The following is a 21,955-nucleotide window of genomic DNA, read 5'->3' as shown; positions in this document are numbered from 1 at the left end:
TGCACGTGCGTATGGAGCCGCGGGGCAGGAGCGAAACGGTGCCGCGGCGTGCCTGTTCGGAAGGGAGGAGAGGAGGGCATCATGAAGCCTGTTCTGTTGAGCGGCGACGAGGCGGTGGCGAGAGGCGCCTTTGAAGCGGGATGCGCCGTTGCGGCGGCCTATCCGGGGACGCCGAGCACGGAGATTCTGGAGAACCTGGCCCGGTACGAAAACGTGTGGTGCCAGTGGGGAAGCAACGAAAAGGTGGCTCTGGAGATCGCCCTGGGGGCGAGCATCGGCGGCGCCCGGGCGCTGGCGGCCATGAAGCACGTGGGGCTCAACGTGGCGGCGGACCCGCTGCTCTCCATGGGATACGCGGGGGTGAACGGAGGGCTCGTGGTGGTGAGCGCCGACGATCCCGGATGCCACAGCTCCCAGAACGAACAGGACAATCGCCTCTACGCGCCCCTGGCCAAGGTGGCCATGGTGGAACCCTCGGACAGCGAAGAGTGCCGCACGTACATCCGTGCCGCCTTCGACCTGAGCGAGGCCTTCGACACGCCGGTGCTCTTCCGCATGACCACCCGGGTGTGCCATTCCAAGAGCCTCGTCGTGCCCGGAGTTCCCCGGGATCCGGCGATGAAGCCCTACGTGCGCAATACGGGCAAGTTCGCCCTGCTGCCCACCGTGGCCCGGGTGCGGCATCGCCTTGTGGAGGAAAAACTCCTCGCCCTGGAGGAATACGCGAACACGTCGCCTCTCAACCGCATCGAATGGGGCGCCTCCCGGGAAGTGGGGATCATCACCAGCGGCATCGCCTACCAGCATGCCCGGGAGGTTTTCGGTGACGGAGCGAGCTATCTCAAGCTGGGGCTCACCTTCCCCCTGCCGTCGAAGCTGATCCGCACCTTCGCCCGCTCGGTGTCGCGGCTTTACGTCATCGAGGAGGGAGAACCCTACCTGGAGACGAAGGTCCGACTCCTCGGATTCGACTGCATCGGCAAGGAACTGGTCCCCCTCTGCGGCGAACTCGACGCGGGCATTCTCCGCGCCGCCTTTCTGCCCCAGCCGTCTCCGGCCGGGCAAAAAGAAGATGCCCCCGCGCTTCCCGTCGCCCCGCCCCGCCCGCCCGTGCTCTGCGCGGGCTGTCCCCATCGCGGCTTCTATGCGGCCCTGGGCAGACGGAAAAAATCCGTGGTGGGCGTCGGGGACATCGGTTGTTACGGCCTTGGGGTCAATCCGCCCCTGGAGGGGTTCGACTATTCCATCTGCATGGGGTCCTCCTTCTCCTCCGCCATCGGCTTTTCGAGAGCCCTCGCCCAACGCGGCGACGCGAGAAAAGTCTTTGCCATCCTGGGGGATTCCACCTTCTTTCACTCGGGTATTCCGGGCCTTGTGGACGCGGTGCACCTGGGGGCCAACGTCTGCTGTTGCATCCTCGACAACCGCATCACCGCCATGACGGGGCACCAGGAAACGCCGGGGACGGCCCGGGACCTCATGGGCAACGAGGTGGTTCCCGTGGATGTGGTGGCGCTCGTCAAGGCCACGGGACTTCCGGAAGAGCGGATCCGCGTGGTGGATCCCCTGGATCTTGCGGCGACGGGAGCGGCCATGGACGAGGCCATCGCCGCCCAGGGACCCTTCGTCATCGTGTCGCGCCGTCCCTGCGTGCTTCTCAAGGACGTGGCCAAATCCTTCGAGGGGCAGTGGTGCGAGGTCGATCAGGAATTGTGCCGCCAGTGCCGGCAATGTCTCAAGATCGGTTGCCCCGCCATCGCCTCCAAGGAGGGGCGGATCGTCATCGACGATCCCGTGCTCTGCACGGGATGCGGCCTCTGCATGCAGGTGTGCCCCTTCGGGGCGATCCGGAAGGGAGGGAGCGCGCGATGAGCGGCAGGGAAGAGCGGAACATTCTTCTCGTGGGTGTGGGCGGTCAGGGAACGATTCTCACGTCGAAGATCCTCAGCCAGGGGCTCGTGGACCTGGGATACGACGTGAAAATGTCCGAGATCCACGGCATGGCCCAGCGCGGCGGCAGCGTCTCCACCCAGATCAAGTACGGACGCAAGATCTACGCTCCCAACATCGGCCCCGGCGAGGCGGATCTCCTTGTTGCCTTCGAAAAGGCGGAGGCGCTCCGGTGGTTTCCCTGGCTTCGGAAGGGCGGCATTCTCGTGCTGGACCCGAGGGAGATCTATCCCGTCCCGGTCCTCACCGGAGAAGCCACCTATCCGGAAAACGTCGTGGAGAGCCTGTCCGCCGTGGTGGAGAACCTTCGGGTCATCGAGGCGGCGAAGGTGGCGAACGAGCTGGGAAGCCCGAGATCGCAGAACATGGTTCTCCTCGGGGCGCTCGTGAGCCTTCTCGGTCTTGAAGGCGCGGCATGGAAGGACCTGGTGGCGCGCTTCGTGCCGCCGAAGGCCAGGGACGTAAACCTGCTGGCCTTCGAGCGCGGCGCAGCCCTGGCGATGCGCTAGCGTTTTTCCCGGAGAGGAGTTCCGGAGCGGGAGGAAGAGAGAAGCGGTGCCTCCGCCCGTGCGGTTTTGGGGATATACGCCACGATAACGTTCCGAAGCGGGAAAAGGATGGTGTCTCCGCTCTTTTCCGGCTCCTTCGGAGACATTTTTCAGTTGTGTGCGTCAAGTTGTGCAAAAAGGTTTTCATGGTGTTTGGCGGCCGTCTGCGGCGATTAGCCACACTTTTCCAAGAGTGCCTTTTTGTGTTCGATCAACAGGTCCATGTTGAGGTAGCGACTGGACTCCAGCCACGCCTCGTGGGTTTCGACGCAAAGTGCCCGTATCAGGCGCTGACATGCATCGGTGTTTGGGAAGATACGGACGACCCGGGTCCTTCTCTTGATCTCTTCGTTGAGCCGTTCCAGCATGTTGGTTGACTTCAGATGCTTGTGATGTGCTCTGGGAAGCCGGTAGAAGGTCAGCGTCTCCTCTATGTTCTCCTCCACCCAGTCAACAAGCTTCGGATATTTCCTCTGCCATTTGGTGATCCAGGACGTCAGATCCCGGTGGGCCTCCATAATGTCCCGGCGGTCGTAGATCCAGCGGAGTTCCTGGAGACAATCGTCATCGGCCTTACGGGGCAGATGATCCAGAGCATTCCGCAGAAAATGGACGTAGCAACGCTGCCAAGATGCTTCGAGCAGGGTCTCTCCGATGGCCGAACGAAGTCCTGCGTGGTCGTCGGATACCACGAATTCGACACCGCGCAAACCCCGTAGCTTGAGCCCGAGAAGAAACTCTTTCCAACTGCTTGCCGTTTCACGGGGAGCCAATTCCACCGCCAAGATCTGCCGCTGCCCCTCCCGGTTGATTCCGATGGCGATCTGTACCGCCTGGGAACGGATAACTCCGTTCTCGCGAACTTTCTCGTAGCGAGCATCCAGAATCAAATACGGGTACTCTTCGTCAAGGGGACGGTTCGCAAAACGAGACAGGGCTTCATCGAGACCTTTGTTGATGGCGCTGATGCTGCTCGCGGAAAAACGATGTCCGCACAATTCCTCGGTGATCGCCGTCACTTTGCGCGTGGACACGCCCTGCACATACATTTCCGCCAGAGCCGCCACCAATGCCTTCTCACTGCGCTGATAACGCTCGAACAGTGCCGTGGAGAATTCTCCGTTGCGGTCTCTGGGAATCCGCAGTTCCAGCTTGCCGATTCGCGTGACCAGACTTCGGGTATAGTAGCCTGACCGATAACCCGTACGTTCTGTGTTGCGCTCATGTCGTTCGGCTCCAAGGAGTTCCGTCATTTCCCCGTCAAGGATTTCTTGCAGCACTTCCTTCATCAGGGTCTTCAGGGCGTCCGTTTCGTTCCCGAAAAGGGCTTTCATTCCAGCGAAACGACTGCTATGCTTCTTTCCGGTCATGGTGTATCGCCTCCTAAGGGCTAGGGTTGCTTGTGCGCTGCAGACAACCTACATACACCATGACCTTCTTTTTTTGAATCCCCCTCCGCAAGCACTTTTTGCACACTCTTTAGAGCATAATCCATTTTTCCGGGCTGGACGGACGAAAGTACATGCCAGGGGGCGGGGCAATGCTACGCCAGGGTAGAGAAAACGGGACAGGGGAGATATCTCCCCTGTCCCGTTTGTCGTTAAAACTCTCGCTCACGCGGAGAATCAATTTTCAATCACACTTTATCGTTCTTCGTGCATGTACGTGGAAATGGTGAAAAATCAGCTTGCGATTGATTGCGGTGTTGTGGTAGAATCACATAAGAAATTGTTTGAAAAGGCGGAATTGAATTGACGGGCGAAAATCCAACCGGCTGATCGTGCCCACCATGATTTACACTCATGTCCTTAACCAGGGCGGCCAGGGTGCCAAAAGTCCCGCGGACGATTTGTAGAGGAGGAACGAAGGTGTCTTATACAGAAACCATATATACCCTGTGTTCATTGCGGGACAGAGCATGACTTTCTGCAAATGCTGGTGTTGCGACAGAATTGCAGACGAGGTCTTATGCCGCGATGTCGCGGCCAAAGTTGTTATGAAGAAACCATATAACAACTATTATACACAAAGGAGAGCATGCATGCGTCAGCCGTACGAAAACATTCTTCTCGGTAATCTCATTCTGACTCTCGGTTACCTCGCAGGACAGCGCGGAATTAAACTGAATCAAACCGTATTGCAGCTTGGGGTCGGTCGTCAATAGCGGACACCAAAATATGTAAGCAGCCTACTGCTCTTTGAAAAATTGTTTCTCATAGGCGGCAGGGGAGAGATAACCAAGTCTCTTCTGCCGTCGCTGCCGATTGTAAAAGATTTCGATGTACGTCGTGATCTGCCGTATAGCTTCCTGCCGGGTTTCGTAACGGCAATGATGAACGAGTTCGTTTTTCAGCACACCCCAGAAACTCTCAATGGGCGCGTTGTCATAGCAGTTCCCACGGCGGCTCATCGATGCCCGCATTTTGAACTGGTCAAGGAGTTTTCGGTAGCCCGCGGCGCAGTACTGACTGCCACGGTCGGAATGATGAATCAAACCAGCCGCAGGCCTCTTGGCAGCGACAGCGCGAAACAGGGACTGGGTGACCAGATTCTTTGTCATGCGTTCTCCCATGGCGTAGCCCACAATCTCTCCGGTAAAAAGATCCTTGTGACCGGCAAGATATAACCAGCCCTCGGCTGTGGGGATGTAAGTGATATCCGTTACCCAGACTTGATTCGGGGCCTCCGTGACAAAGTTTTGTTCTAAAAGATTTGTGGCAACCGGCAGCTTGTGGTTTGCGTTTGTGGTTGCCTTGAACTTTTTGACCTGTTTGCAGCGAAGCCCCAGTTTCCTGCGAATCCGTTTGATCCGGTGAACTCCAATGTGAACGCCGTGGCAGGCAAGCTCTTTCTGCAGACGTTCCGGACCGTAGGTTTCTTCCGTTCTTTTATGAGCCGCTATGATTTCGAGTTCGAGCCGTTTTTCCTCTTGATTCCGGAGAGAATCCGGTCGTTTCAGCCAGGCGTAGTAGCCACTGGTTGAAACCTCCAGAACCCGACATAGCCGAGGAACCGGATACTTCGATCGAAACCGCCTGATTACCGCGTACCGGACAGCGACTCCCGGGCAAAGTACGCGGCGGCTTTTTTTAAGATATCGCGCTCCTGTTTTACTTGAGCAAGCTCTCGTTTGACGCGCTCAAGCTCCTCCTCAACCTGAGTGAGAGGCCGCCGCTCGCCGCCAATATCGGAAAGTTTTCCGGCCTTGTACGCTCTCACCCAGTTTTCCAGGGTCGACTTGGGCAGGGAGAGTTGACGCGATGCTTCATATGCTGTCAAGCCGCCTTCAATGATCATGTTGACGGCTTCATGCCGAAATTCTTTCGAATAGCGACCGTTCGTTGCGTTCTTTGCCATTCAGACACCTCCGTTTTGGTTGGATAGTAACTTTGGTGTCCGATATTTTCAACGTACCTCAGCTGTTGCAACAAACTCCGGATGATCGTACTGTCGGTGATCTGTTCGCCAATTTGAAAGGCCGGAATTTCATTTTCGAATTCAAGCGCAACGAACATCAGGTGAAGTCTGAGTTTGGAAAACCACAACGCACCAAGCTATTGGAGGAGCTCAGCAAGTCAACCGCAGAAGAGGCGGCGGAGCTGTCGTGCGGTTGTCACTTCATGTGCTTCCCTTCCCCTCTTGAAGACTCGACAATGACTCTCTTGTTTATGCCATATGCCTTTATTCGAGATAAAACTTCTCAAGATCGCAAGGACAGCCGTGATCTTTCAGGTTTTTGCGAGGCTCTACTAAACCCAAAATCAGAGCTGGGCCTGCGCTATGAGCAGTTTTCACATTACCTTGACGTCTTGGCTCGTTGCACCGCCAACGACCCTCCCGACGGTGGAGGTGGTGGAGGCATGGGGGCAATCATGAATATTTTGGGCAGCGGTGAAATCACGGTTGTCGAAGTCGATAGTCTTCGAGTGTTAGCAAGGACGCTCGATCATGAACCTCAACCACCAACGCCCACAAATGCGAGAACGATGTCTCGTGGTTTCGAGCGTTAACCCATCATTCCACCGGGCCTGCGCGGCTTTTCGCGCAGGCCCGGTGAATTCAGGCGTTCGCCTAGGAGGGGAACACGATGATTGAGATTCAAAATGACCATGGTGAGATCACAGCGATTACCGTAAACGGTGAGCGACTGGATTCCGACGATGGAGAAGTTTGGTTTCTTCCCAAGGGGCTCGTTGCCGGGCTGAAGGTATCCGAACTACCCAAAACGGTCGCGTTCGAACCATGCAAATTCCATGAAGACTTCGCAGTCGTTCTCGATTCCATCCCCATGCGCCTAAAGCGCATCGCATCAAACAGAATCCGTGTAGAGTTCAAAGACGGTGGTACACGGAAGTACTGGGACGGTGACATCGGCTTCAAGCCGTGGATGGAAGCGAAGCGCGCTACGGTCGAGGAAAGGCAGACGGAGGTGGGCGATGTTCATTTCGAGTCATACGACGATGATGGCGCCTACATCTGGCTTCAGTACAGTGCCGAGTTCCAAGCGGACTCCGTCGAGGCCGCAATCCAGCTCGCAGAGCAGATTGTGGACGAGATCGATGGAGCGGCAGAGCTTCGTCTCGGCGGTCGTCTTATCAAGGCGAGCGATCCCACAAACGAAGCGGAGTTCACTGTCCGCGTTGTTCTGCCCATTCTCAGGAAACTTGGCTTCGCGAATATTAAGTACAACCATGGACAGCGGGAATACGGGAAGGACATTGTCTTCGCCCGAATGACGGAGTTTCAGGAACTCGAACATTGGGCCGCCCAAGTGAAGTACGGCGATATTGGCGGCGGCGCAGGTTCGGAGATCGACAAGATCATCACCCAAGCAGACGATGCCTTTAAGATGCCGTTCTACGATATTTACACACGACAGCAACAACGGATTTCGAAACTGTTGGTAATCGCATCGGGGAAATTCACGGAGAATGCCATCGAGAAGATATGCGACAAGATTGAGAGCCATGCATTACGGAACAACCTTGTGTTTCTCGATGGCGACAAAATCGAGACGCTCACCGAGAGATTCAGGGGTTAACGTGAGGCGAACAACCGCATGCACCTGACTGAATTCCGCTAGCGCTTCACTTAGCAGGTGATGTCGACGTTATGACTCAAGGAGGGTTGGACCTCGATGATCTTACCCATCTTTGATGGACACTCGGACAAGCGAGTACAATACCAGTCAGAGGTGGATCATGAAAAACGAGGCGAAGCAGGAAAAGCGAACCCGGACCAAATATCCAGAGGAGTACAAGAAAGAGGCGCTGAAGCTCGTGGAACGCGTGGGCGTCCCGACGGCAGCAAGGCGTGTCGGAAGCGCTTTTGTGCTCCTGGCGCAGCAAGATGCGGCTTCATGAGGAAAAAGGCGAAGCCGAAGCCCGCCTTCTGGCGGAGAACGCCCGCCTGAAGCGCCAGCTGGCCGAAAAGGCCGAAGAGCTCGAAATCCTAAAAAAAGCCGCAGCGTATTTCGCAAAGAGCCTGAGGTGAGATACGCGTTCATCGACAAGCACTCAGGCGAATTTCGGACGCGCACCATGTGCCGCGTGCTCGAAGTTGCCCGGAGCGGGTATTATGCCTGGAAATCCCGGGGGAAAGCCCCCTCGAAACGGCAGGCGCCGACGAACGAGTCAAAAGAGCCTTCAAGGAGCGGAAAAGCTTCTACGGGGCGCCGCGTCTGGCGCACGATTTCAAGGAGTCCGGCAATTCCCTGAACCGAAAGACGGTGGCCGCGAGCCTTCGTCGTCAGGGCCTTCGGGCGAAAGCAGCACGCAGATTCAAGGCGACGACAAACTCGAAACATGACCTGCCCGTGGCGCCGAATCTGTTGGCGCAGGACTTTACGGCGTCCGCACCGAACCAGCAATGGGTGGGTGACATCACGTACCTGTGGACTGAGGAAGGGTGGCTCTACCTCGCCGTTGTCATCGACCTCTTCTCCCGCATGGTCGTTGGCTGGGCCATGGGGAAACGCAGAACGGCGAATCTGGCGTGCGACGCACTGCAGATGGCCTTGTGGCGGAGAGGGACGCCTCGTGGCGTCATCGTCCATTCCGATCGCGGAAGTCAGTACTGTTCCGCTCAGTACCAGACGCTGTTGACGTGGCACGACCTGGTTTGCAGCATGAGCGGCAAGGGCAACTGCTTCGACAACGCCTGCGCCGAAAGCTTCTTTCACTCGCTCAAGGTCGAAGTCATCCACGGCAACCGGTTCCAGACGCGGGAAGCCATGCGCCGGGCGGTCTTCGAGTACATTGCCGTCAACTACAATCGCATTCGTCGTTCCAGTTCCATCGGATACCTGAGCCCCGAATCCTTCGAGGCGAAATTTGCCGCTTAGCTCGGTGTCCACGATTGGTGGGCAAGATCAATGCTGGCTCTACGTGGTCTGGGGTCCCTTGGGCGATTCGCCCGAGCTTGTGCGCATCCATAATCCCGTTGCCAAGCTCGACCACGCCAAACGCGAGATCGTCGCAGCAAGGTTCTACGAAATCTCGGCAGATGCGGTGACATGCTCCCCTAAAATAGGACCACTGGAAGAGTTAGAGAGTCCCACAACCAGGAGGTGCCAAAGGGAGCATGAAACAACGGTTCAGCGATGAGCAGATAGTCGCAATCCTGCGTGAAGGTGAGGGTGGATCCGATTCCATTCGCGACGTATGCAGAAAGCATGCCATTACGGAAACGACCTTTTACCGATGGCGGCGCCGCTTTGGAGCCATGTCGAAGCCTGAGGTTCGCCGCCTGCGCGAGCTTGAACGGGAAAATGAGCGCCTCAAGCGCATGATGGCCGAACGGGATATCGAGCTGGACATCATCAAGGAATTTCTAGCAAAAAACTCCTGACGGCACAGCAACGAAGGAGAGCCGTGACGTTCTGCATGTCGCGAGGGCTTTCGGAACGTCGTAGCTGTGCCATCGCCCGGATCAGTCGTTCCAGCTACCGTTACATACCCGATCCCGATCGGGACGAGCAACTGACGAGCGAAATCAAGCAGATCGCAAAAGAGTGAGGTACGTTGAAAATATCGGACACCAAAGTTACTATCCAACCAAAACGGAGGTGTCTGAATGGCAAAGAACGCAACGAACGGTCGCTATTCGAAAGAATTTCGGCATGAAGCCGTCAACATGATCATTGAAGGCGGCTTGACAGCATATGAAGCATCGCGTCAACTCTCCCTGCCCAAGTCGACCCTGGAAAACTGGGTGAGAGCGTACAAGGCCGGAAAACTTTCCGATATTGGCGGCGAGCGGCGGCCTCTCACTCAGGTTGAGGAGGAGCTTGAGCGCGTCAAACGAGAGCTTGCTCAAGTAAAACAGGAGCGCGATATCTTAAAAAAAGCCGCCGCGTACTTTGCCCGGGAGTCGCTGTCCGGTACGCGGTAATCAGGCGGTTTCGATCGAAGTATCCGGTTCCTCGGCTATGTCGGGTTCTGGAGGTTTCAACCAGTGGCTACTACGCCTGGCTGAAACGACCGGATTCTCCCCGGAATCAAGAGGAAAAACGGCTCGAACTCGAAATCATAGCGGCTCATAAAAGAACGGAAGAAACCTACGGTCCGGAACGTCTGCAGAAAGAGCTTGCCTGCCACGGCGTTCACATTGGAGTTCACCGGATCAAACGGATTCGCAGGAAACTGGGGCTTCGCTGCAAACAGGTCAAAAAGTTCAAAGCAACCACAAACGCAAACCACAAGCTGCCGGTTGCCACAAATCTTTTAGAACAAAACTTTGTCACGGAGGCCCCGAATCAAGTCTGGGTAACGGATATCACTTACATCCCCACAGCCGAGGGCTGGTTATATCTTGCCGGTCACAAGGATCTTTTTACCGGAGAGATTGTGGGCTACGCCATGGGAGAACGCATGACAAAGAATCTGGTCACCCAGTCCCTGTTTCGCGCTGTCGCTGCCAAGAGGCCTGCGGCTGGTTTGATTCATCATTCCGACCGTGGCAGTCAGTACTGCGCCGCGGGCTACCGAAAACTCCTTGACCAGTTCAAAATGCGGGCATCGATGAGCCGCCGTGGGAACTGCTATGACAACGCGCCCATTGAGAGTTTCTGGGGTGTGCTGAAAAACGAACTCGTTCATCATTGCCGTTACGAAACCCGGCAGGAAGCTATACGGCAGATCACGACGTACATCGAAATCTTTTACAATCGGCAGCGACGGCAGAAGAGACTTGGTTATCTCTCCCCTGCCGCCTATGAGAAACAATTTTTCAAAGAGCAGTAGGCTGCTTACATATTTTGGTGTCCGCTATTGACGACCGACCCCAGAGTACCGGCGTTACGGATACCGCCGCGTGTGGGCTTTGCTCCGACGCAGGAAGCGGTATGTCAACCACAAACGCGTGTATCGACTGTGGAAAAGCGCCGGGTTGTGCCTGCCGTCGTGCAAACGGCGCAAACCAGCCCCGAAAAGGGGGTACATCCCCATGGCGGCGCTCCATCCGAATCATGTCTGGACCTATGATTTCATGGAAGACAGGACTGCGAACGGCCGAAAGATCCGGATACTCAACGTCGTCGACGAGTTCACGCGCGTCTGCCTCGCATGTGAAGTCGCCCGCCGGTTCGACGCAAGGGCAGTGATTGCCGTTCTCGAAGAACTTTTTGCTCGAAACGGGATGCCGGAATATCTGCGTTCCGATAACGGCCCCGAGTTCATTGCCAAGGATTTGAAAAGCCGGCTTGCTTCCCGAAACGTCCGGCCGTACTACATCGCCCCGGGCTCCCCATGGCAAAACGCATATGTAGAGAGCTTCAACGGCAAGCTTCGGGAAGAATGTCTGAATCTTGAAATCTTCGCATCACTGCTGGAAGCACAGGTGATCATCGAAAGCTGGCGCGTTTACTACAACGAGGCGCGACCTCACCAAAGCCTCGAGTACAAAACACCCTGTGAATTCCTCGAAATCTATCGGCAAGGAGTTGATGGCATGAACGACAAAGTGCGAAAAGATCTCTCGGAAGGGGAGCCCCTTGTCACCGAAGTGCTCGCCCAGAGAGTACCGTCGTGACGTAGGGCTGATTTTCCGGGAGCTGTCGATACTAACTTTCCTCGTGGTACTCAATTTGGGGGCTGGTCAGAAAGGAGATTACTCTATGACAGTGGAACTCCATATGCTTCCAGTGCAGGCCGGAGATGCGACGCTCATCATTGACCGCTCCCAGGGTCGTCCATATACGGTTCTGATTGATGCCGGACTGGCGAAGGACGAAGTTGTCTCCTATCTGCAGAGCATCGGGGTATACCACCTCGATCTCATAATCCTCTCTCACCCTGACTTGGATCACTTGCAGGGTTTGCTTGCCATACTCAGCAACCCTCTGATCTCTTTGGGGCAGGTGTGGTGCTTCGATCTGGCTTTTCTTCGGGAGTTTGTCACGACCGGAAAGATACCGCGCCCGAAGGACCCTACCCGAAAGATTATCTACGAGTGCTTGTTTCGAACGCTCGATGGTATGGATAAGATTTTGAAGACGCTTGGCGAGAAGAATGTACTCACACTTCAGGTGTCAGCAGGGCATAGGTTCACTCTTGGCAGTCTTTACATTGAAGTACTTTACCCATGGGATGGATTCTACAACGAGCTCCATTCACCAACACGGATTAGGGAGCTTCTGGCGAAGAAATGGCCTGCAGACTGGATGCCTCCAGAATGGGCAAGAGAAAATAGAGAAAATATTGAGAACCAACGGCCATGTCTTGCTCACAAAATTACTGTATCAAAGGAGCAATCCTTGTTAGGCGAGCGCCTGGATGGATTTAATTCCCTAGGCTCTGAAGCCATCCCCGTACCATTGGCTACACCCGATACACCCGAGGAGTCAGATAATCTCTCCCCCGAAGAAGAGGAAGTTTCAAACAACCACGAATACCTGCCTATTTCAATGCTGGGCACCCTCTACAATAACCTGAGCATCGTTACCAAGATTCACGTGCTTGGCGGAATCAACCCGGCAACCATGCTCTTCCCCGGCGATCTGACTGACTGGACTTACTTGATTGCCAGGCGGTTCCCCGATCTATCAGCCGATATCTTCAAATACCCCCACCATGGTAGCTCGGGTCCCGGCATCAGTCGGAAGGCCCTTCGACATTTTGGACACCCATTTCCCCGCTGCTGTCCCTGCGGTCCATGGTGCCATCCGGAATGCTGTGAGTGGCACCATGAGTATTGGCACAGGTTAGAAAAAAGAATCGCTACTCAAGACGCTTGTCGCCTTTTCACAGAAGTCGTGAAGCCGATGCATGTCTTGGTCTATCCCTATCCCTCACAGGGGCTACCAAAGCCGGGTTTGTTTTCTCAGTTTATGGGCCAGATACATGCCAATCGCCAGAGTATGGACGCAGACCGTCTGACAGACTCCTCCAATCATGCCGTTCCCCGAATTTTGAGAATTGGCAAAGAAAGGCACGAGATTGAAGTCTTGTCAGAAGGAGCAATGAAGTGAAATACGAAAGAAGATTTTTCCGACAATGCAGTCTCAATAGTAGGCGCGTGAAGGTGATAGGATGCCGATAACCGCTGCACAAAAAGCACAAGCTGAGCAACGCCAGTGGGCCGCTGCCAGAGATGGTGCGCCACAGGTGCGGCTTGTTGCCGGCCCGGGCACAGGCAAATCTCATACGATTGAAAAGCGGGTAGCTGATCTTCTGACCAATGGAGCGACTCCCAGCAATGTCTATGTTATATCATTCACTCGGGCTACGTGTGCCGAGCTGACTGAACGTATCCGGGTTTTCTGCAGCACTCTCCCCTATGCAAATGCTGCGGCGCAGGTTCGAGTGTCAACGATGCATTCCCTCGCGCTTCGTGACCAGCCCCCAAATTGAGTACCACGAGGAAAGTTAGTATCGACAGCTCCCGGAAAATCAGCCCTACGTCACGACGGTACTCTCTGGGCGAGCACTCCGGTGACAAGGGGCTCCCCTTCCGAGAGATCTTTTCGCACTTTGTCGTTCATGCCATCAACTCCTTGCCGATAGATTTCGAGGAATTCACAGGGTGTTTTGTACTCGAGGCTTTGGTGAGGTCGCGCCTCGTTGTAGTAAACGCGCCAGCTTTCGATGATCACCTGTGCTTCCAGCAGTGATGCGAAGATTTCAAGATTCAGACATTCTTCCCGAAGCTTGCCGTTGAAGCTCTCTACATATGCGTTTTGCCATGGGGAGCCCGGGGCGATGTAGTACGGCCGGACGTTTCGGGAAGCAAGCCGGCTTTTCAAATCCTTGGCAATGAACTCGGGGCCGTTATCGGAACGCAGATATTCCGGCATCCCGTTTCGAGCAAAAAGTTCTTCGAGAACGGCAATCACTGCCCTTGCGTCGAACCGGCGGGCGACTTCACATGCGAGGCAGACGCGCGTGAACTCGTCGACGACGTTGAGTATCCGGATCTTTCGGCCGTTCGCAGTCCTGTCTTCCATGAAATCATAGGTCCAGACATGATTCGGATGGAGCGCCGCCATGGGGATGTACCCCCTTTTCGGGGCTGGTTTGCGCCGTTTGCACGACGGCAGGCACAACCCGGCGCTTTTCCACAGTCGATACACGCGTTTGTGGTTGACATACCGCTTCCTGCGTCGGAGCAAAGCCCACACGCGGCGGTATCCGTAACGCCGGTACTCTTTTGCGATCTGCTTGATTTCGCTCGTCAGTTGCTCGTCCCGATCGGGATCGGGTATGTAACGGTAGCTGGAACGACTGATCCGGGCGATGGCACAGCTACGACGTTCCGAAAGCCCTCGCGACATGCAGAACGTCACGGCTCTCCTTCGTTGCTGTGCCGTCAGGAGTTTTTTGCTAGAAATTCCTTGATGATGTCCAGCTCGATATCCCGTTCGGCCATCATGCGCTTGAGGCGCTCATTTTCCCGTTCAAGCTCGCGCAGGCGGCGAACCTCAGGCTTCGACATGGCTCCAAAGCGGCGCCGCCATCGGTAAAAGGTCGTTTCCGTAATGGCATGCTTTCTGCATACGTCGCGAATGGAATCGGATCCACCCTCACCTTCACGCAGGATTGCGACTATCTGCTCATCGCTGAACCGTTGTTTCATGCTCCCTTTGGCACCTCCTGGTTGTGGGACTCTCTAACTCTTCCAGTGGTCCTATTTTAGGGGAGCATGTCAGGGTAAGATCAGGATGACATTTCCCTGTCCGATCACACTTGTGAAAAAAGGGCCTTGACAGAAAACCGGGGAGAGCGTACGCTGGCCTTCGTTTAAGTTAGAGCACGCTAACTCAGGAGGTCCTCTTGTGCGTCGCCTCTCGTTTTTTCTGCCCTCTCTTCTTCTGCTTCTTCTGTGGCAGGCAGGCTCCGTCTTCGGCTGGTGGAATGCGTTTCTTCTCCCCTCTCCCCAGGCGGTGGGCGAGACGTTTTGCACGCTGCTGCTGAACGGAACGCTCTTCAGGCATCTTCAGGCCAGTCTCGGGCGCGTGCTTGTCGGCACGGGGCTCGCCTTTGCCGCTGGGTTTCCTCTGGGGGTGTTCTTCGGTCTCTTTCCGCGAGGATGCGCTCCTTTTTTTCCGATTCTGGACTTCTTCCGACACACGCCGCCGCTGGCGCTCATCCCGCTTCTCATCCTGTGGCTGGGAATCGGCGAGGCGTCCAAGATCGCCGTGATCATCCTGGCCTCCTTCTTTCCGGTTTTTCTGAACACGCTCGGTGGCGTCGCGGCCTGCGACAGAAAGCTCATCGAGGTGGGACGCTCCTTCGGCCTCTCCCGGGGGGCGATTTTCCGCACGATTCTTCTTCCGTCGATCTTTCCCCACGTGCTCACGGGAATGCGCCTCGCCCTCGGGTTCGGTTTCCGGGCGCTCATCGGCGCGGAACTCGTGGCGGCGGCATCGGGCCTCGGCTACATGATCCACGATGCGGAAATGCTCTCCCGTTCGGATACCGTCATCGTCGGCATCCTTGCCATCGGCATCCTGGGGAGTCTTCTCGACGCTCTCGTTCTGAAGGTGAGCAGTCGGATAGCGCCCTGGGCGTTTCAGGAGGACGACGTTCATGGACGCCCTTGACATCCGGAATCTCCGAAAGGAATTTCTGTTCGACGGAGGCCGCTTTTCCGCGCTGAAGGGTATCACGCTCTCGATTCCCGCGGGGATGTTCGCCGTCTTCGTCGGAAAGAGCGGTTGCGGCAAGACGACGCTGCTGCGGCTCATCGCCGGGCTGGAAGAGCCCACGGAAGGAACGGTGGGTGTTCGCGGGGGCGGCGCACCGCTCAGGACGGGGATTGTCTTTCAGGAGCCGCGCCTTTTTCCGTGGCTGACGGTGGAGGAGAACATTGCCTTTTCGTACCGGAGTATGGGGAAAAGACCGACCGAGGAAACGCTCTCGGCCCTGATCGAGAGCCTCGGTCTGACCGCCTTCCGCCGTGCGCACCCGAATCGAATCTCCGGCGGCATGGCCCAGAGGGCTTCCCTCGGCAGAACGTTGCTCTATGATCCGGACATCATCCTGATGGATGAACCCTTCTCCGCACTGGATTACTTTACCCGTGCCGCGCTGAGGGACGATCTGCTGCATCTCTGGCAGGAGCGGCGGAAAACCGTCCTTTTCGTGACGCACGACGTGGACGAGGCGCTCTGTCTCGGACAGCGAATCCACGTGATGGACAGAGGGGAGGTGGTACGGATCTTCGATGTTGAGGACGACTATCCGCGGGACATTGCGTCGATGAGCGGACTGAAAAGGGAGATTCTCGACGCGATCGGCAACGGAACGTGTTGCGGAGCGCATCATGCGAAAGAAAAAGCAGCAGAAGTATAAGAGAAAGCAAACATAAGAACGCACGCAGAAGAACATAGAAGGAGGAAGCACGGTGAAAAGAATGATCCTTGCGATAACGGTCCTTGCGCTGCTCGTTGCATCCGGGGCGGCTCTTTCTTCGGCATCGGCGGAGATCCGGGAGCTCGACATCACCTACGTCAAGGCGCCTTTGAATATTCCCTCCATCGTGCAGAAGCGCATGGAGCTGTTCGAGAAGGAGTTCGGGCCCCAGGGGATCACCGTCGGGCATCCCGAGATCACGGCGGGGCCGAAGCAGACGCAGGCGATGGCGGCGGGTTCCGTGGACTTCGCCAACTGCGTCGGGGGGACGTCGGTGCTCATCGCGGCCTCTCAGGGGCTCGACATCAGAATCATCGGCATTTACGGACGCTCGCCGAAGGCGTTCACGCTGCTCGTCAGCGACCCGGGTGTGAAATCCCTCGCCGATCTGAAGGGCAAGAAGATCGCCGGTCCCAAGGGGACGGTGCTGCATCAGCTTCTGGCTGCGGCGCTCAAGAAAGAGGGAATGGCCTACGACGACGTGCAGCACATTGAAATGGGCATCCCCCACGGGGTCGCCGCCCTCTTCGGCGGCTCGGTGGACGGCGCGCTGGCCGCGGGGCCGTCTGTGGCGGATGCGTTGAGCAAGGGGGCACGCATCCTCTTTGACGGGGAAGGGCTTGTCGATGCCACCACCGTGGTCGCGGTGCGCGGGGAGCTGCTGCGCACGCATCCGGAGATTGTGCGCTCCTTCGACAAGGTCCGTCGTGCGAGCGTCGCGTTCATGAAGGCGGATCCCGAGGAGGCCTTCTGCCTCACCGCCGAGGAAACGGGGCTCTCCGTCGAGCAGGTGCGCGAGATGGCCCCCCTGTACGACTTTGATCCGGAGATTCGTCCCTCGGACATCGAGGAACTGAAGCGCACGCAGGATTTTCTGCTGGAAGCCGGGTTGATCACGAAGACAATCGACGTGGAATCGCTCATCGAGGTCGTGAAACCGTGAACAGCCGGGAGCATCTTCTCGTCCGCGACGGAAAGGACATGCTGTCCCTTTCGCACGAACATCTCTCCATGTACCACGGCAGCGAGTATCCGGGTGGTGTGGCGCTTGCGTGGCAGGCGCTCCGTTTCGCCCTGCCCGCACTTGCGGGGGGAGGTGTGGTGCGCCGGGAGGATGTTTTGCTGAAGACGCCCTTTCCCGGCATCGGGTTCTTCGACGCGGTGGAGATGGCGACAAGGGCCTCCTCGCGGAAGGCGTTTCATCTGCTCGACGGCATGCCGATGCTGGGCAACCCTCCCGCCTCTCCGAATCGGGGGTATTTTTTCTTCGAGCTGCACGCTGCGGGCGGCATCGTCCTCTTCTCGCTGAAGCACGGGCTCGTTCCGGACGAATTCTACACGCTCTCGGAGGCGAACGCCCGCTCGCCTCTCCAGGGAGCGGAGCGGGAGCGCCTGATGGCGCTTCGCAGGGCGGTGGGCGCGGCGCTCCTTGCCTCGAAGCCGGAGGACCTTTTCGACTGCCACCACCTCTCGCCTTTGCCGCGCATGTCGGCGGAGGGCGAAGACGATTCGCCGGCGGATCTCTCCGCCGAGGACGCGCTGCCTCCTCTTGCCGTGGCGGACAACGGGCTGCCTCTTTCGATCACCTACGGAGCGATGCTGCGCTACGCGGGGCGGCAATCCGAATGCGGCGTCGCCGCGGCCTACATGCTGCTGCGGCAGGCTCTTCCGCTTCTGGCCCGGGAGGGAATGCCCGAGCGGAAGGACCTGTCGATCCGCTGCGGCATCTTCGGGAAGGGGATCGTGGACGGGCTCGAAATGGTCACCCGCGCCGCCAGCGGGGGCCGCCTGGAGATCGACGAGCGGCTCGGCGAGGGACAGGTGGTCGCTCCCGAGGGGCAGACGGGCGGTTCCTTCCTCTTCGACATTGCGGTGGGGACGCGAAAGGGGCGGTTCATCCTGAAGAAGGCTCTCGACCCCAAACGCTACTTCGAGCTGTGCCGCCTGCGCGACAGCCGGGGCCTCGACGACGACGAAAAACGGGAGATCGAGCGGGAACGCATCGCCTTCTCCAAGGATCTCCTGACGGCCGAAGAGGCCTACGAGGCGATGCTGTAAGGAGAGAGCGGGACGTTTCGGGAATGCGGCAGACCGGCGCAGATGAGAGACGTGCAAGCCCCTTTGGATTTCCGAAGGGGCTTCGCCTTCCTTTCGGGACGCTCTCCCGATGAGACACGGATGGGCGGGGACACCCTCCGGGCATCGGTTACGTGCAGTTGCCGGAGATGCCGTGGTGTGCGCGGCGCACCTCCGGGCAAAATGGCGAAACCTGCATGTTGTGTCAAATCCGGCACGTTCTGTTGCGACGGGACAGCGACAGAAAGAATGTTCTTGCGCGACGACGACGAGGGCGTGCGGCCTTTCCGGTGTCCCTGTAGAATGGGGCGAGGCGTCGTCGTGCGTGGCCTCTTTGCCTCCTGTCGGGAGGCGGGAGGCGCGCAGGTCGGGGGGGACACACGGAAAAGAGACCGTCTTCCGCCGAACGGGGCAAAGCTATCGTATGGGGGGAATGGCTCCATGTCCGGGGAAAAGATCCGGAAAAGCGCCGGGTACGCGGAGTTCAAGCCGGTGTGCACCGTCAAGGCCTCGGAGGCGATTTACGAACAGATCCGGCGCAGCATTCTCGATGGCCGGTTCAAGGCTGGGGACAAGCTCCCCTCGGAGCGGACCCTCATCACCCAGTTCAAACGCAGCCGCCCCACCGTGCGGGAGGCGCTGCGCATGCTCGAACAGAGCGGCCTGGTCCGGATCGTTCCCGGCGGCGGTGCCACGGTGCAGCACTTCGCCGCGTCGAACATCGAGGAGCCCCTGGAGACGATGCTCCATCTGGAGCGGATCTCCGCGAAGGAGATCTACGAGTTTCGCATCGTCCTCGAACAGGCCATGCTCGCCTGGTGTGTGGAGCGCCGCACCGACGAGGACCTCCGCGCCTTTCGGGAGATCGTCGCCGCCGCGGAGGGCTGCCTGGGGCACTGGGAGACGTTTCTTCTCCAGGATCTGGCGTTCCATCGGCGCATCGCCGAAGCGGGGCGCAACGGCCTTGTTGCCGTGGTCTACCGGGTGCTGTACCGAATCCTTTCGGAGACCATGGGGGAGCGCTTTCAAAGCCTCGACGCGGAGGAATCGCTCCTGCATCAACGGGAGATTCTCGAGTGCCACCGGAACCTGACTCGTTACATCGAGGCGCGGGACCTGGAGGCTGCCCGCGGTTGCCTCGAAAGGCACCTGGACAGGTATCGGACGCTCTTCTGCTGACGCGCCCCCGGTTTCCGCCGGGGGTCAGGCCTCCCGCTCGGTCCGTCTGCCGCCGAAGGCGTGGATGGTTCTCGTCCCAGCGGTTCAGCACCCCCCGTGGGCCACGCCGGAGGGGATGAACAGTTCGTCGCCGGAATCGAGCGTCACGGTTCTTCCCGCCACTGAATCACTTGTGCCTTCCCCTTTGCCACGGAAAGAAGAAGGACCGCCGTTTTTCCTCCTCGCCGCGTTTCCGGCTCTGGGAAGGTGGTGGCGTCGCAGGGCGTGCCGCGCTTTCGTGCTCCTGGGGAGTGCTTCCGCGGTGTGTGGTTCGTAGGGAACGTTCTCCTCCGGAGGGGCCCGGAGGTTTCGGTGGAATGTGTGGGGGATGCGGTGGCACCTCCGGCGATGGAGACGGGCCAGCCCGCCGCTGTGGCGGCGGCGCTGACGCCCGCCTTGGGCGACGCGGCGGACTCGGGAAGAAGCCGGAAGATCTCCACCATGCCGAGCACGGTTCCCAGAAGCCCGAGAGGCGGCACCAGACGCGCCGCCGTGCCGAGAAGGGCAAGCCCCTTCTCCCAGCGGAAGAGTTCCCGGCGGATCTCCTGCTCCAGCAGGAGTTTGAGCGTTTCCGCATCGATCTGCCAATGGGCGATGGCGGCGGAAAAGAGGTGGTGCAGCGAGGACTCCCCTTCCGCGACGATGCGGGACGCGGTGTCCCGGTCTCCCTCGAAGAGGGCCTTGCCGAGGCGTTCCTCAAGGAGCACGGGGTTCGTGGAAGCCCGACGGGAAAAGAGCAGGCGTTCCAGGACGACGGCGCCCCTGCGTCCGCGTGTGCAGAGATCCTGCGGCGTTTCCGAAAGGGCCGGTCCGCTTTCAGGGTCATTCATTATAGATGTTCGGAGAGAGCCTTCACAAGGCGAAAGGCTCCTCGGAATCCGCGGTTTTTCCCGGTTTTTCCGGGAGTGCACGGGGGATGTGGCGTATACTTGGAGTGGGGCGACGGTGCCGAAGCGCCGGAAGTGCGCCCACAGTACGGGGAGGTACGGACATGACCGGAAACGAAGATCTTCGGCGCTATGCGCGAAACCTGCAGTCCGAGCGGGAGGCGGCGATGCTCTATCGGATCATGGCGGAGAGAGAAGAGCATCCCGAGCTGGCCAGGATCTACCGAAAGATGGCCGAGACGGAGGATCGCCACGCCGACACGTGGCGCCGGAAGATCGAAGAGGCCGGCGGGACGGTTCGTCCCTTCGCGCCGGGATGGCGCGTGCGTCTTCTCGGGTGGCTCGCGAAGGTCTGGGGGACGGGGCTCATTCTTCAGAGCGTGACCGCCATGGAGGGGGACGCGGGAAAAGAGTACGCGGGGCAGCCCGATCCGGAAGTCCCCCGCATTGCCGCGGAGGAGCGTTCCCACGCCAGGATTTTTCGCTCCCTTTCGAGAGGAAGTGCCCGGGGGTTGGAGGGCAGCGCCGTCGCCCGTCTCGAGGGGCGTCACCGCTCCACGGGGGGCAACGCGCTCCGGGCGGCCGTCATGGGGGCCAACGACGGGCTCGTGTCGAACCTGAGCCTCGTCATGGGCGTCGCGGGAGCCGCCCTGGATGGCCGGGCCATTTTGGTCACGGGTATGGCCGGTCTTTTGGCTGGGGCCATTTCCATGGCCCTCGGAGAGTGGCTTTCGGTGCAGAGTGCCCGGGAACTCTACGAGAATCAGATCCAGATCGAAAAGGAGGAGCTCGAGGAATCTCCCGAGGAGGAGATGGAGGAATTGGCGTTGATCTATCAGGCCAAGGGGCTCTCCGAATTCCAGGCCCGGGAGTTGGCCCGCTCCATTCTCGCCGATCCCGAGGGGGCCCTGGACACGCTCTCCCGGGAGGAGCTGGGCATCGACCCCCAGGAACTGGGCGGCTCCGCCTGGGAGGCGGCGCTCACATCGTTTGCGCTCTTCGCCGCGGGTGCGGCGGTGCCGGTGCTCCCCTTTCTGTTCCTGTCGGGGCATGTCGCCGTGGCGGCCAGCGGGGCCTTCTCCGCCCTCGGGCTCTTCGTCATCGGCGCGGGGATCACCCTGGTCACGGGAAAGCCCCTTCTCGCCTCGGGAGTGCGACAGATCGTCTTTGGCCTGGGCGCCGCGGTGGTCACCTACGGCATCGGCGCTCTCATCGGCGTGAACCTCGGTGGATGACGCAAGGGTGCCTTCGTGAAGCTGCGCCGCGGGGCCTTCCGGGCGGAGGCGAAGCCGACGAAGCCCCTCCTTCTGAAGCGGTGTTGCGTCTGGAGAAACCAGACCACGCGGGAGCCAAAAGAAGGGCAATGTCCCGAAGGTCCGTCGTTTCTCGGCGAAAGACCGACGGAGAAAACGTTTGCAGGAAGGAT

The 21,955-nt window shown here is 58.5% G+C and carries 20 protein-coding genes and 2 pseudogenes; 17 read left to right on the top strand and 5 right to left on the bottom strand.

The window, feature by feature from the left end; genetic code table 11:
* Positions 1-81 precede the first annotated feature (81 nt).
* A complete protein-coding gene (gene iorA / locus K349_RS0101665; protein ID WP_026368163.1) occupies positions 82-1,872 on the top strand; it encodes an indolepyruvate ferredoxin oxidoreductase subunit alpha in 1,791 nt (596 codons plus the stop codon).
* Complete coding sequence (locus K349_RS0101660; RefSeq protein ID WP_026368162.1) at positions 1,869-2,459, top strand: indolepyruvate oxidoreductase subunit beta; 591 nt, start codon at positions 1,869-1,871, stop codon at positions 2,457-2,459. Before iorA ends, K349_RS0101660 begins: the two co-directional genes overlap by 4 nt.
* A gap of 212 nt (positions 2,460-2,671) precedes the next feature.
* Here the strand turns inward: K349_RS0101660 and K349_RS0101650 are convergent, their stop codons facing one another.
* Together K349_RS0101650 and K349_RS18410 are read right to left on the bottom strand one after the other, a co-directional pair.
* Positions 2,672-3,832: an IS256 family transposase gene (locus tag K349_RS0101650; RefSeq protein ID WP_420834450.1), complete on the bottom strand. Its 1,161-nt coding sequence runs from the start codon at positions 3,830-3,832 to the stop codon at positions 2,672-2,674.
* A gap of 854 nt (positions 3,833-4,686) precedes the next feature.
* A protein-coding gene (locus K349_RS18410) for an IS3 family transposase (protein ID WP_211240308.1) occupies positions 4,687-5,855 on the bottom strand; the annotation gives its coding sequence in 2 pieces (ribosomal slippage) (positions 4,687-5,567 and positions 5,567-5,855; 1,170 coding nt in all).
* Positions 5,856-5,890: 35 nt separating this feature from the next.
* Between K349_RS18410 and K349_RS0101630 the strand changes: the two genes are divergently transcribed.
* The 9 genes and pseudogenes from K349_RS0101630 (at position 5,891) to K349_RS20020 (ending at position 13,348) form a co-directional block, all read left to right on the top strand.
* On the top strand, positions 5,891-6,508 hold the full coding sequence (locus K349_RS0101630; RefSeq protein WP_026368161.1) for a hypothetical protein: 618 nt from the start codon (positions 5,891-5,893) through the stop codon (positions 6,506-6,508).
* A 77-nt stretch (positions 6,509-6,585) separates the two neighbouring features.
* A complete protein-coding gene (locus K349_RS0101625) occupies positions 6,586-7,539 on the top strand; it encodes a hypothetical protein (RefSeq protein WP_026368160.1) in 954 nt (317 codons plus the stop codon).
* Between the two features lie 160 nt (positions 7,540-7,699).
* Positions 7,700-8,841, top strand: a pseudogene (locus K349_RS16025) (IS3 family transposase).
* A gap of 239 nt (positions 8,842-9,080) precedes the next feature.
* The gene (locus K349_RS0101610; RefSeq protein WP_026368154.1) at positions 9,081-9,347 is read left to right on the top strand and encodes a transposase; all 267 of its coding nucleotides are present in this window, start codon (positions 9,081-9,083) and stop codon (positions 9,345-9,347) included.
* Between the two features lie 23 nt (positions 9,348-9,370).
* On the top strand, positions 9,371-9,514 hold the full coding sequence (locus K349_RS18990; RefSeq protein ID WP_157367241.1) for a hypothetical protein: 144 nt from the start codon (positions 9,371-9,373) through the stop codon (positions 9,512-9,514).
* A gap of 58 nt (positions 9,515-9,572) precedes the next feature.
* A protein-coding gene (locus tag K349_RS18405) for an IS3 family transposase (RefSeq protein ID WP_211240307.1) occupies positions 9,573-10,741 on the top strand; the annotation gives its coding sequence in 2 pieces (ribosomal slippage) (positions 9,573-9,861 and positions 9,861-10,741; 1,170 coding nt in all).
* 55 nt (positions 10,742-10,796) lie between these two features.
* Positions 10,797-11,528, top strand: a pseudogene (locus tag K349_RS0101595) (IS3 family transposase); the annotation flags it as partial.
* An 85-nt stretch (positions 11,529-11,613) separates the two neighbouring features.
* On the top strand, positions 11,614-12,966 hold the full coding sequence (locus tag K349_RS0101590) for a ComEC/Rec2 family competence protein (protein ID WP_026368156.1): 1,353 nt from the start codon (positions 11,614-11,616) through the stop codon (positions 12,964-12,966).
* A gap of 61 nt (positions 12,967-13,027) precedes the next feature.
* On the top strand, positions 13,028-13,348 hold the full coding sequence (locus K349_RS20020) for a UvrD-helicase domain-containing protein (protein WP_084460117.1): 321 nt from the start codon (positions 13,028-13,030) through the stop codon (positions 13,346-13,348).
* 50 nt (positions 13,349-13,398) lie between these two features.
* Here K349_RS20020 and K349_RS17640 read toward each other — a convergent pair whose 3' ends face one another.
* Complete coding sequence (locus tag K349_RS17640) at positions 13,399-14,280, bottom strand: IS3 family transposase (RefSeq protein ID WP_169731285.1); 882 nt, start codon at positions 14,278-14,280, stop codon at positions 13,399-13,401.
* 23 nt (positions 14,281-14,303) lie between these two features.
* Entirely contained in the window at positions 14,304-14,570 is a 267-nt protein-coding gene (locus K349_RS0101580) for a transposase (protein ID WP_026368154.1), read from the bottom strand.
* 199 nt (positions 14,571-14,769) lie between these two features.
* On the opposite strand from K349_RS0101580, the gene K349_RS0101575 reads away from it, so the two are divergent.
* The 5 genes from K349_RS0101575 (at position 14,770) to K349_RS19265 (ending at position 19,603) form a co-directional block, all read left to right on the top strand.
* On the top strand, positions 14,770-15,537 hold the full coding sequence (locus K349_RS0101575; protein ID WP_026368153.1) for an ABC transporter permease: 768 nt from the start codon (positions 14,770-14,772) through the stop codon (positions 15,535-15,537).
* A complete protein-coding gene (locus K349_RS0101570) occupies positions 15,524-16,288 on the top strand; it encodes an ABC transporter ATP-binding protein (protein WP_026368152.1) in 765 nt (254 codons plus the stop codon). Before K349_RS0101575 ends, K349_RS0101570 begins: the two co-directional genes overlap by 14 nt.
* A 61-nt stretch (positions 16,289-16,349) precedes the next feature.
* Complete coding sequence (locus tag K349_RS0101565) at positions 16,350-17,291, top strand: ABC transporter substrate-binding protein (protein ID WP_157367312.1); 942 nt, start codon at positions 16,350-16,352, stop codon at positions 17,289-17,291.
* Entirely contained in the window at positions 17,288-18,406 is a 1,119-nt protein-coding gene (locus tag K349_RS17635) for a hypothetical protein (RefSeq protein ID WP_026368150.1), read from the top strand. The genes K349_RS0101565 and K349_RS17635 overlap by 4 nt, the downstream gene beginning before the upstream one ends.
* A gap of 459 nt (positions 18,407-18,865) precedes the next feature.
* Entirely contained in the window at positions 18,866-19,603 is a 738-nt protein-coding gene (locus tag K349_RS19265; RefSeq protein ID WP_169731284.1) for a FadR/GntR family transcriptional regulator, read from the top strand.
* A gap of 143 nt (positions 19,604-19,746) precedes the next feature.
* On the opposite strand, the gene K349_RS17630 is transcribed toward K349_RS19265, so the two are convergent.
* Positions 19,747-20,472 carry a MotA/TolQ/ExbB proton channel family protein gene (locus K349_RS17630; protein WP_026368148.1) on the bottom strand — a complete coding sequence of 242 codons (726 nt, stop codon included), beginning with the start codon at positions 20,470-20,472 and terminating at the stop codon, positions 19,747-19,749.
* Between the two features lie 161 nt (positions 20,473-20,633).
* Between K349_RS17630 and K349_RS0101545 the strand changes: the two genes are divergently transcribed.
* Positions 20,634-21,764 (top strand): VIT1/CCC1 transporter family protein, encoded by a 1,131-nt coding sequence (locus K349_RS0101545; protein WP_026368147.1) that lies wholly within the window; start codon positions 20,634-20,636, stop codon positions 21,762-21,764.
* Positions 21,765-21,955: the final 191 nt, after the last annotated feature.

The sequence above is a fragment of the Aminiphilus circumscriptus DSM 16581 genome, assembly GCF_000526375.1.
Taxonomy (GTDB): Bacteria; Synergistota; Synergistia; order Synergistales; family Aminiphilaceae; genus Aminiphilus; species Aminiphilus circumscriptus.
Note: the sequence above shows the minus strand (reverse complement) of the source record. Positions and strands in the feature narration are given on the sequence as shown.

Excerpts from the sequence above, each read along its gene's own strand:
- iorA (WP_026368163.1), top strand. The coding sequence starts at position 82 with ATGAAGCCTGTTCTGTTGAGCGGCGACGAGGCGGTGGCGAGAGGCGCC.
- K349_RS0101660 (WP_026368162.1), top strand. The coding sequence starts at position 1,869 with ATGAGCGGCAGGGAAGAGCGGAACATTCTTCTCGTGGGTGTGGGCGGT.
- K349_RS0101650 (WP_420834450.1), bottom strand. The coding sequence starts at position 3,832 with ATGAAAGCCCTTTTCGGGAACGAAACGGACGCCCTGAAGACCCTGATG.
- K349_RS0101625 (WP_026368160.1), top strand. The coding sequence starts at position 6,586 with ATGATTGAGATTCAAAATGACCATGGTGAGATCACAGCGATTACCGTA.
- K349_RS0101610 (WP_026368154.1), top strand. The coding sequence starts at position 9,081 with ATGAAACAACGGTTCAGCGATGAGCAGATAGTCGCAATCCTGCGTGAA.
- K349_RS0101590 (WP_026368156.1), top strand. The coding sequence starts at position 11,614 with ATGACAGTGGAACTCCATATGCTTCCAGTGCAGGCCGGAGATGCGACG.
- K349_RS20020 (WP_084460117.1), top strand. The coding sequence starts at position 13,028 with ATGCCGATAACCGCTGCACAAAAAGCACAAGCTGAGCAACGCCAGTGG.
- K349_RS0101580 (WP_026368154.1), bottom strand. The coding sequence starts at position 14,570 with ATGAAACAACGGTTCAGCGATGAGCAGATAGTCGCAATCCTGCGTGAA.
- K349_RS0101570 (WP_026368152.1), top strand. The coding sequence starts at position 15,524 with ATGGACGCCCTTGACATCCGGAATCTCCGAAAGGAATTTCTGTTCGAC.
- K349_RS0101565 (WP_157367312.1), top strand. The coding sequence starts at position 16,350 with ATGATCCTTGCGATAACGGTCCTTGCGCTGCTCGTTGCATCCGGGGCG.
- K349_RS19265 (WP_169731284.1), top strand. The coding sequence starts at position 18,866 with ATGTCCGGGGAAAAGATCCGGAAAAGCGCCGGGTACGCGGAGTTCAAG.
- K349_RS17630 (WP_026368148.1), bottom strand. The coding sequence starts at position 20,472 with ATGAATGACCCTGAAAGCGGACCGGCCCTTTCGGAAACGCCGCAGGAT.
- K349_RS0101545 (WP_026368147.1), top strand. The coding sequence starts at position 20,634 with ATGACCGGAAACGAAGATCTTCGGCGCTATGCGCGAAACCTGCAGTCC.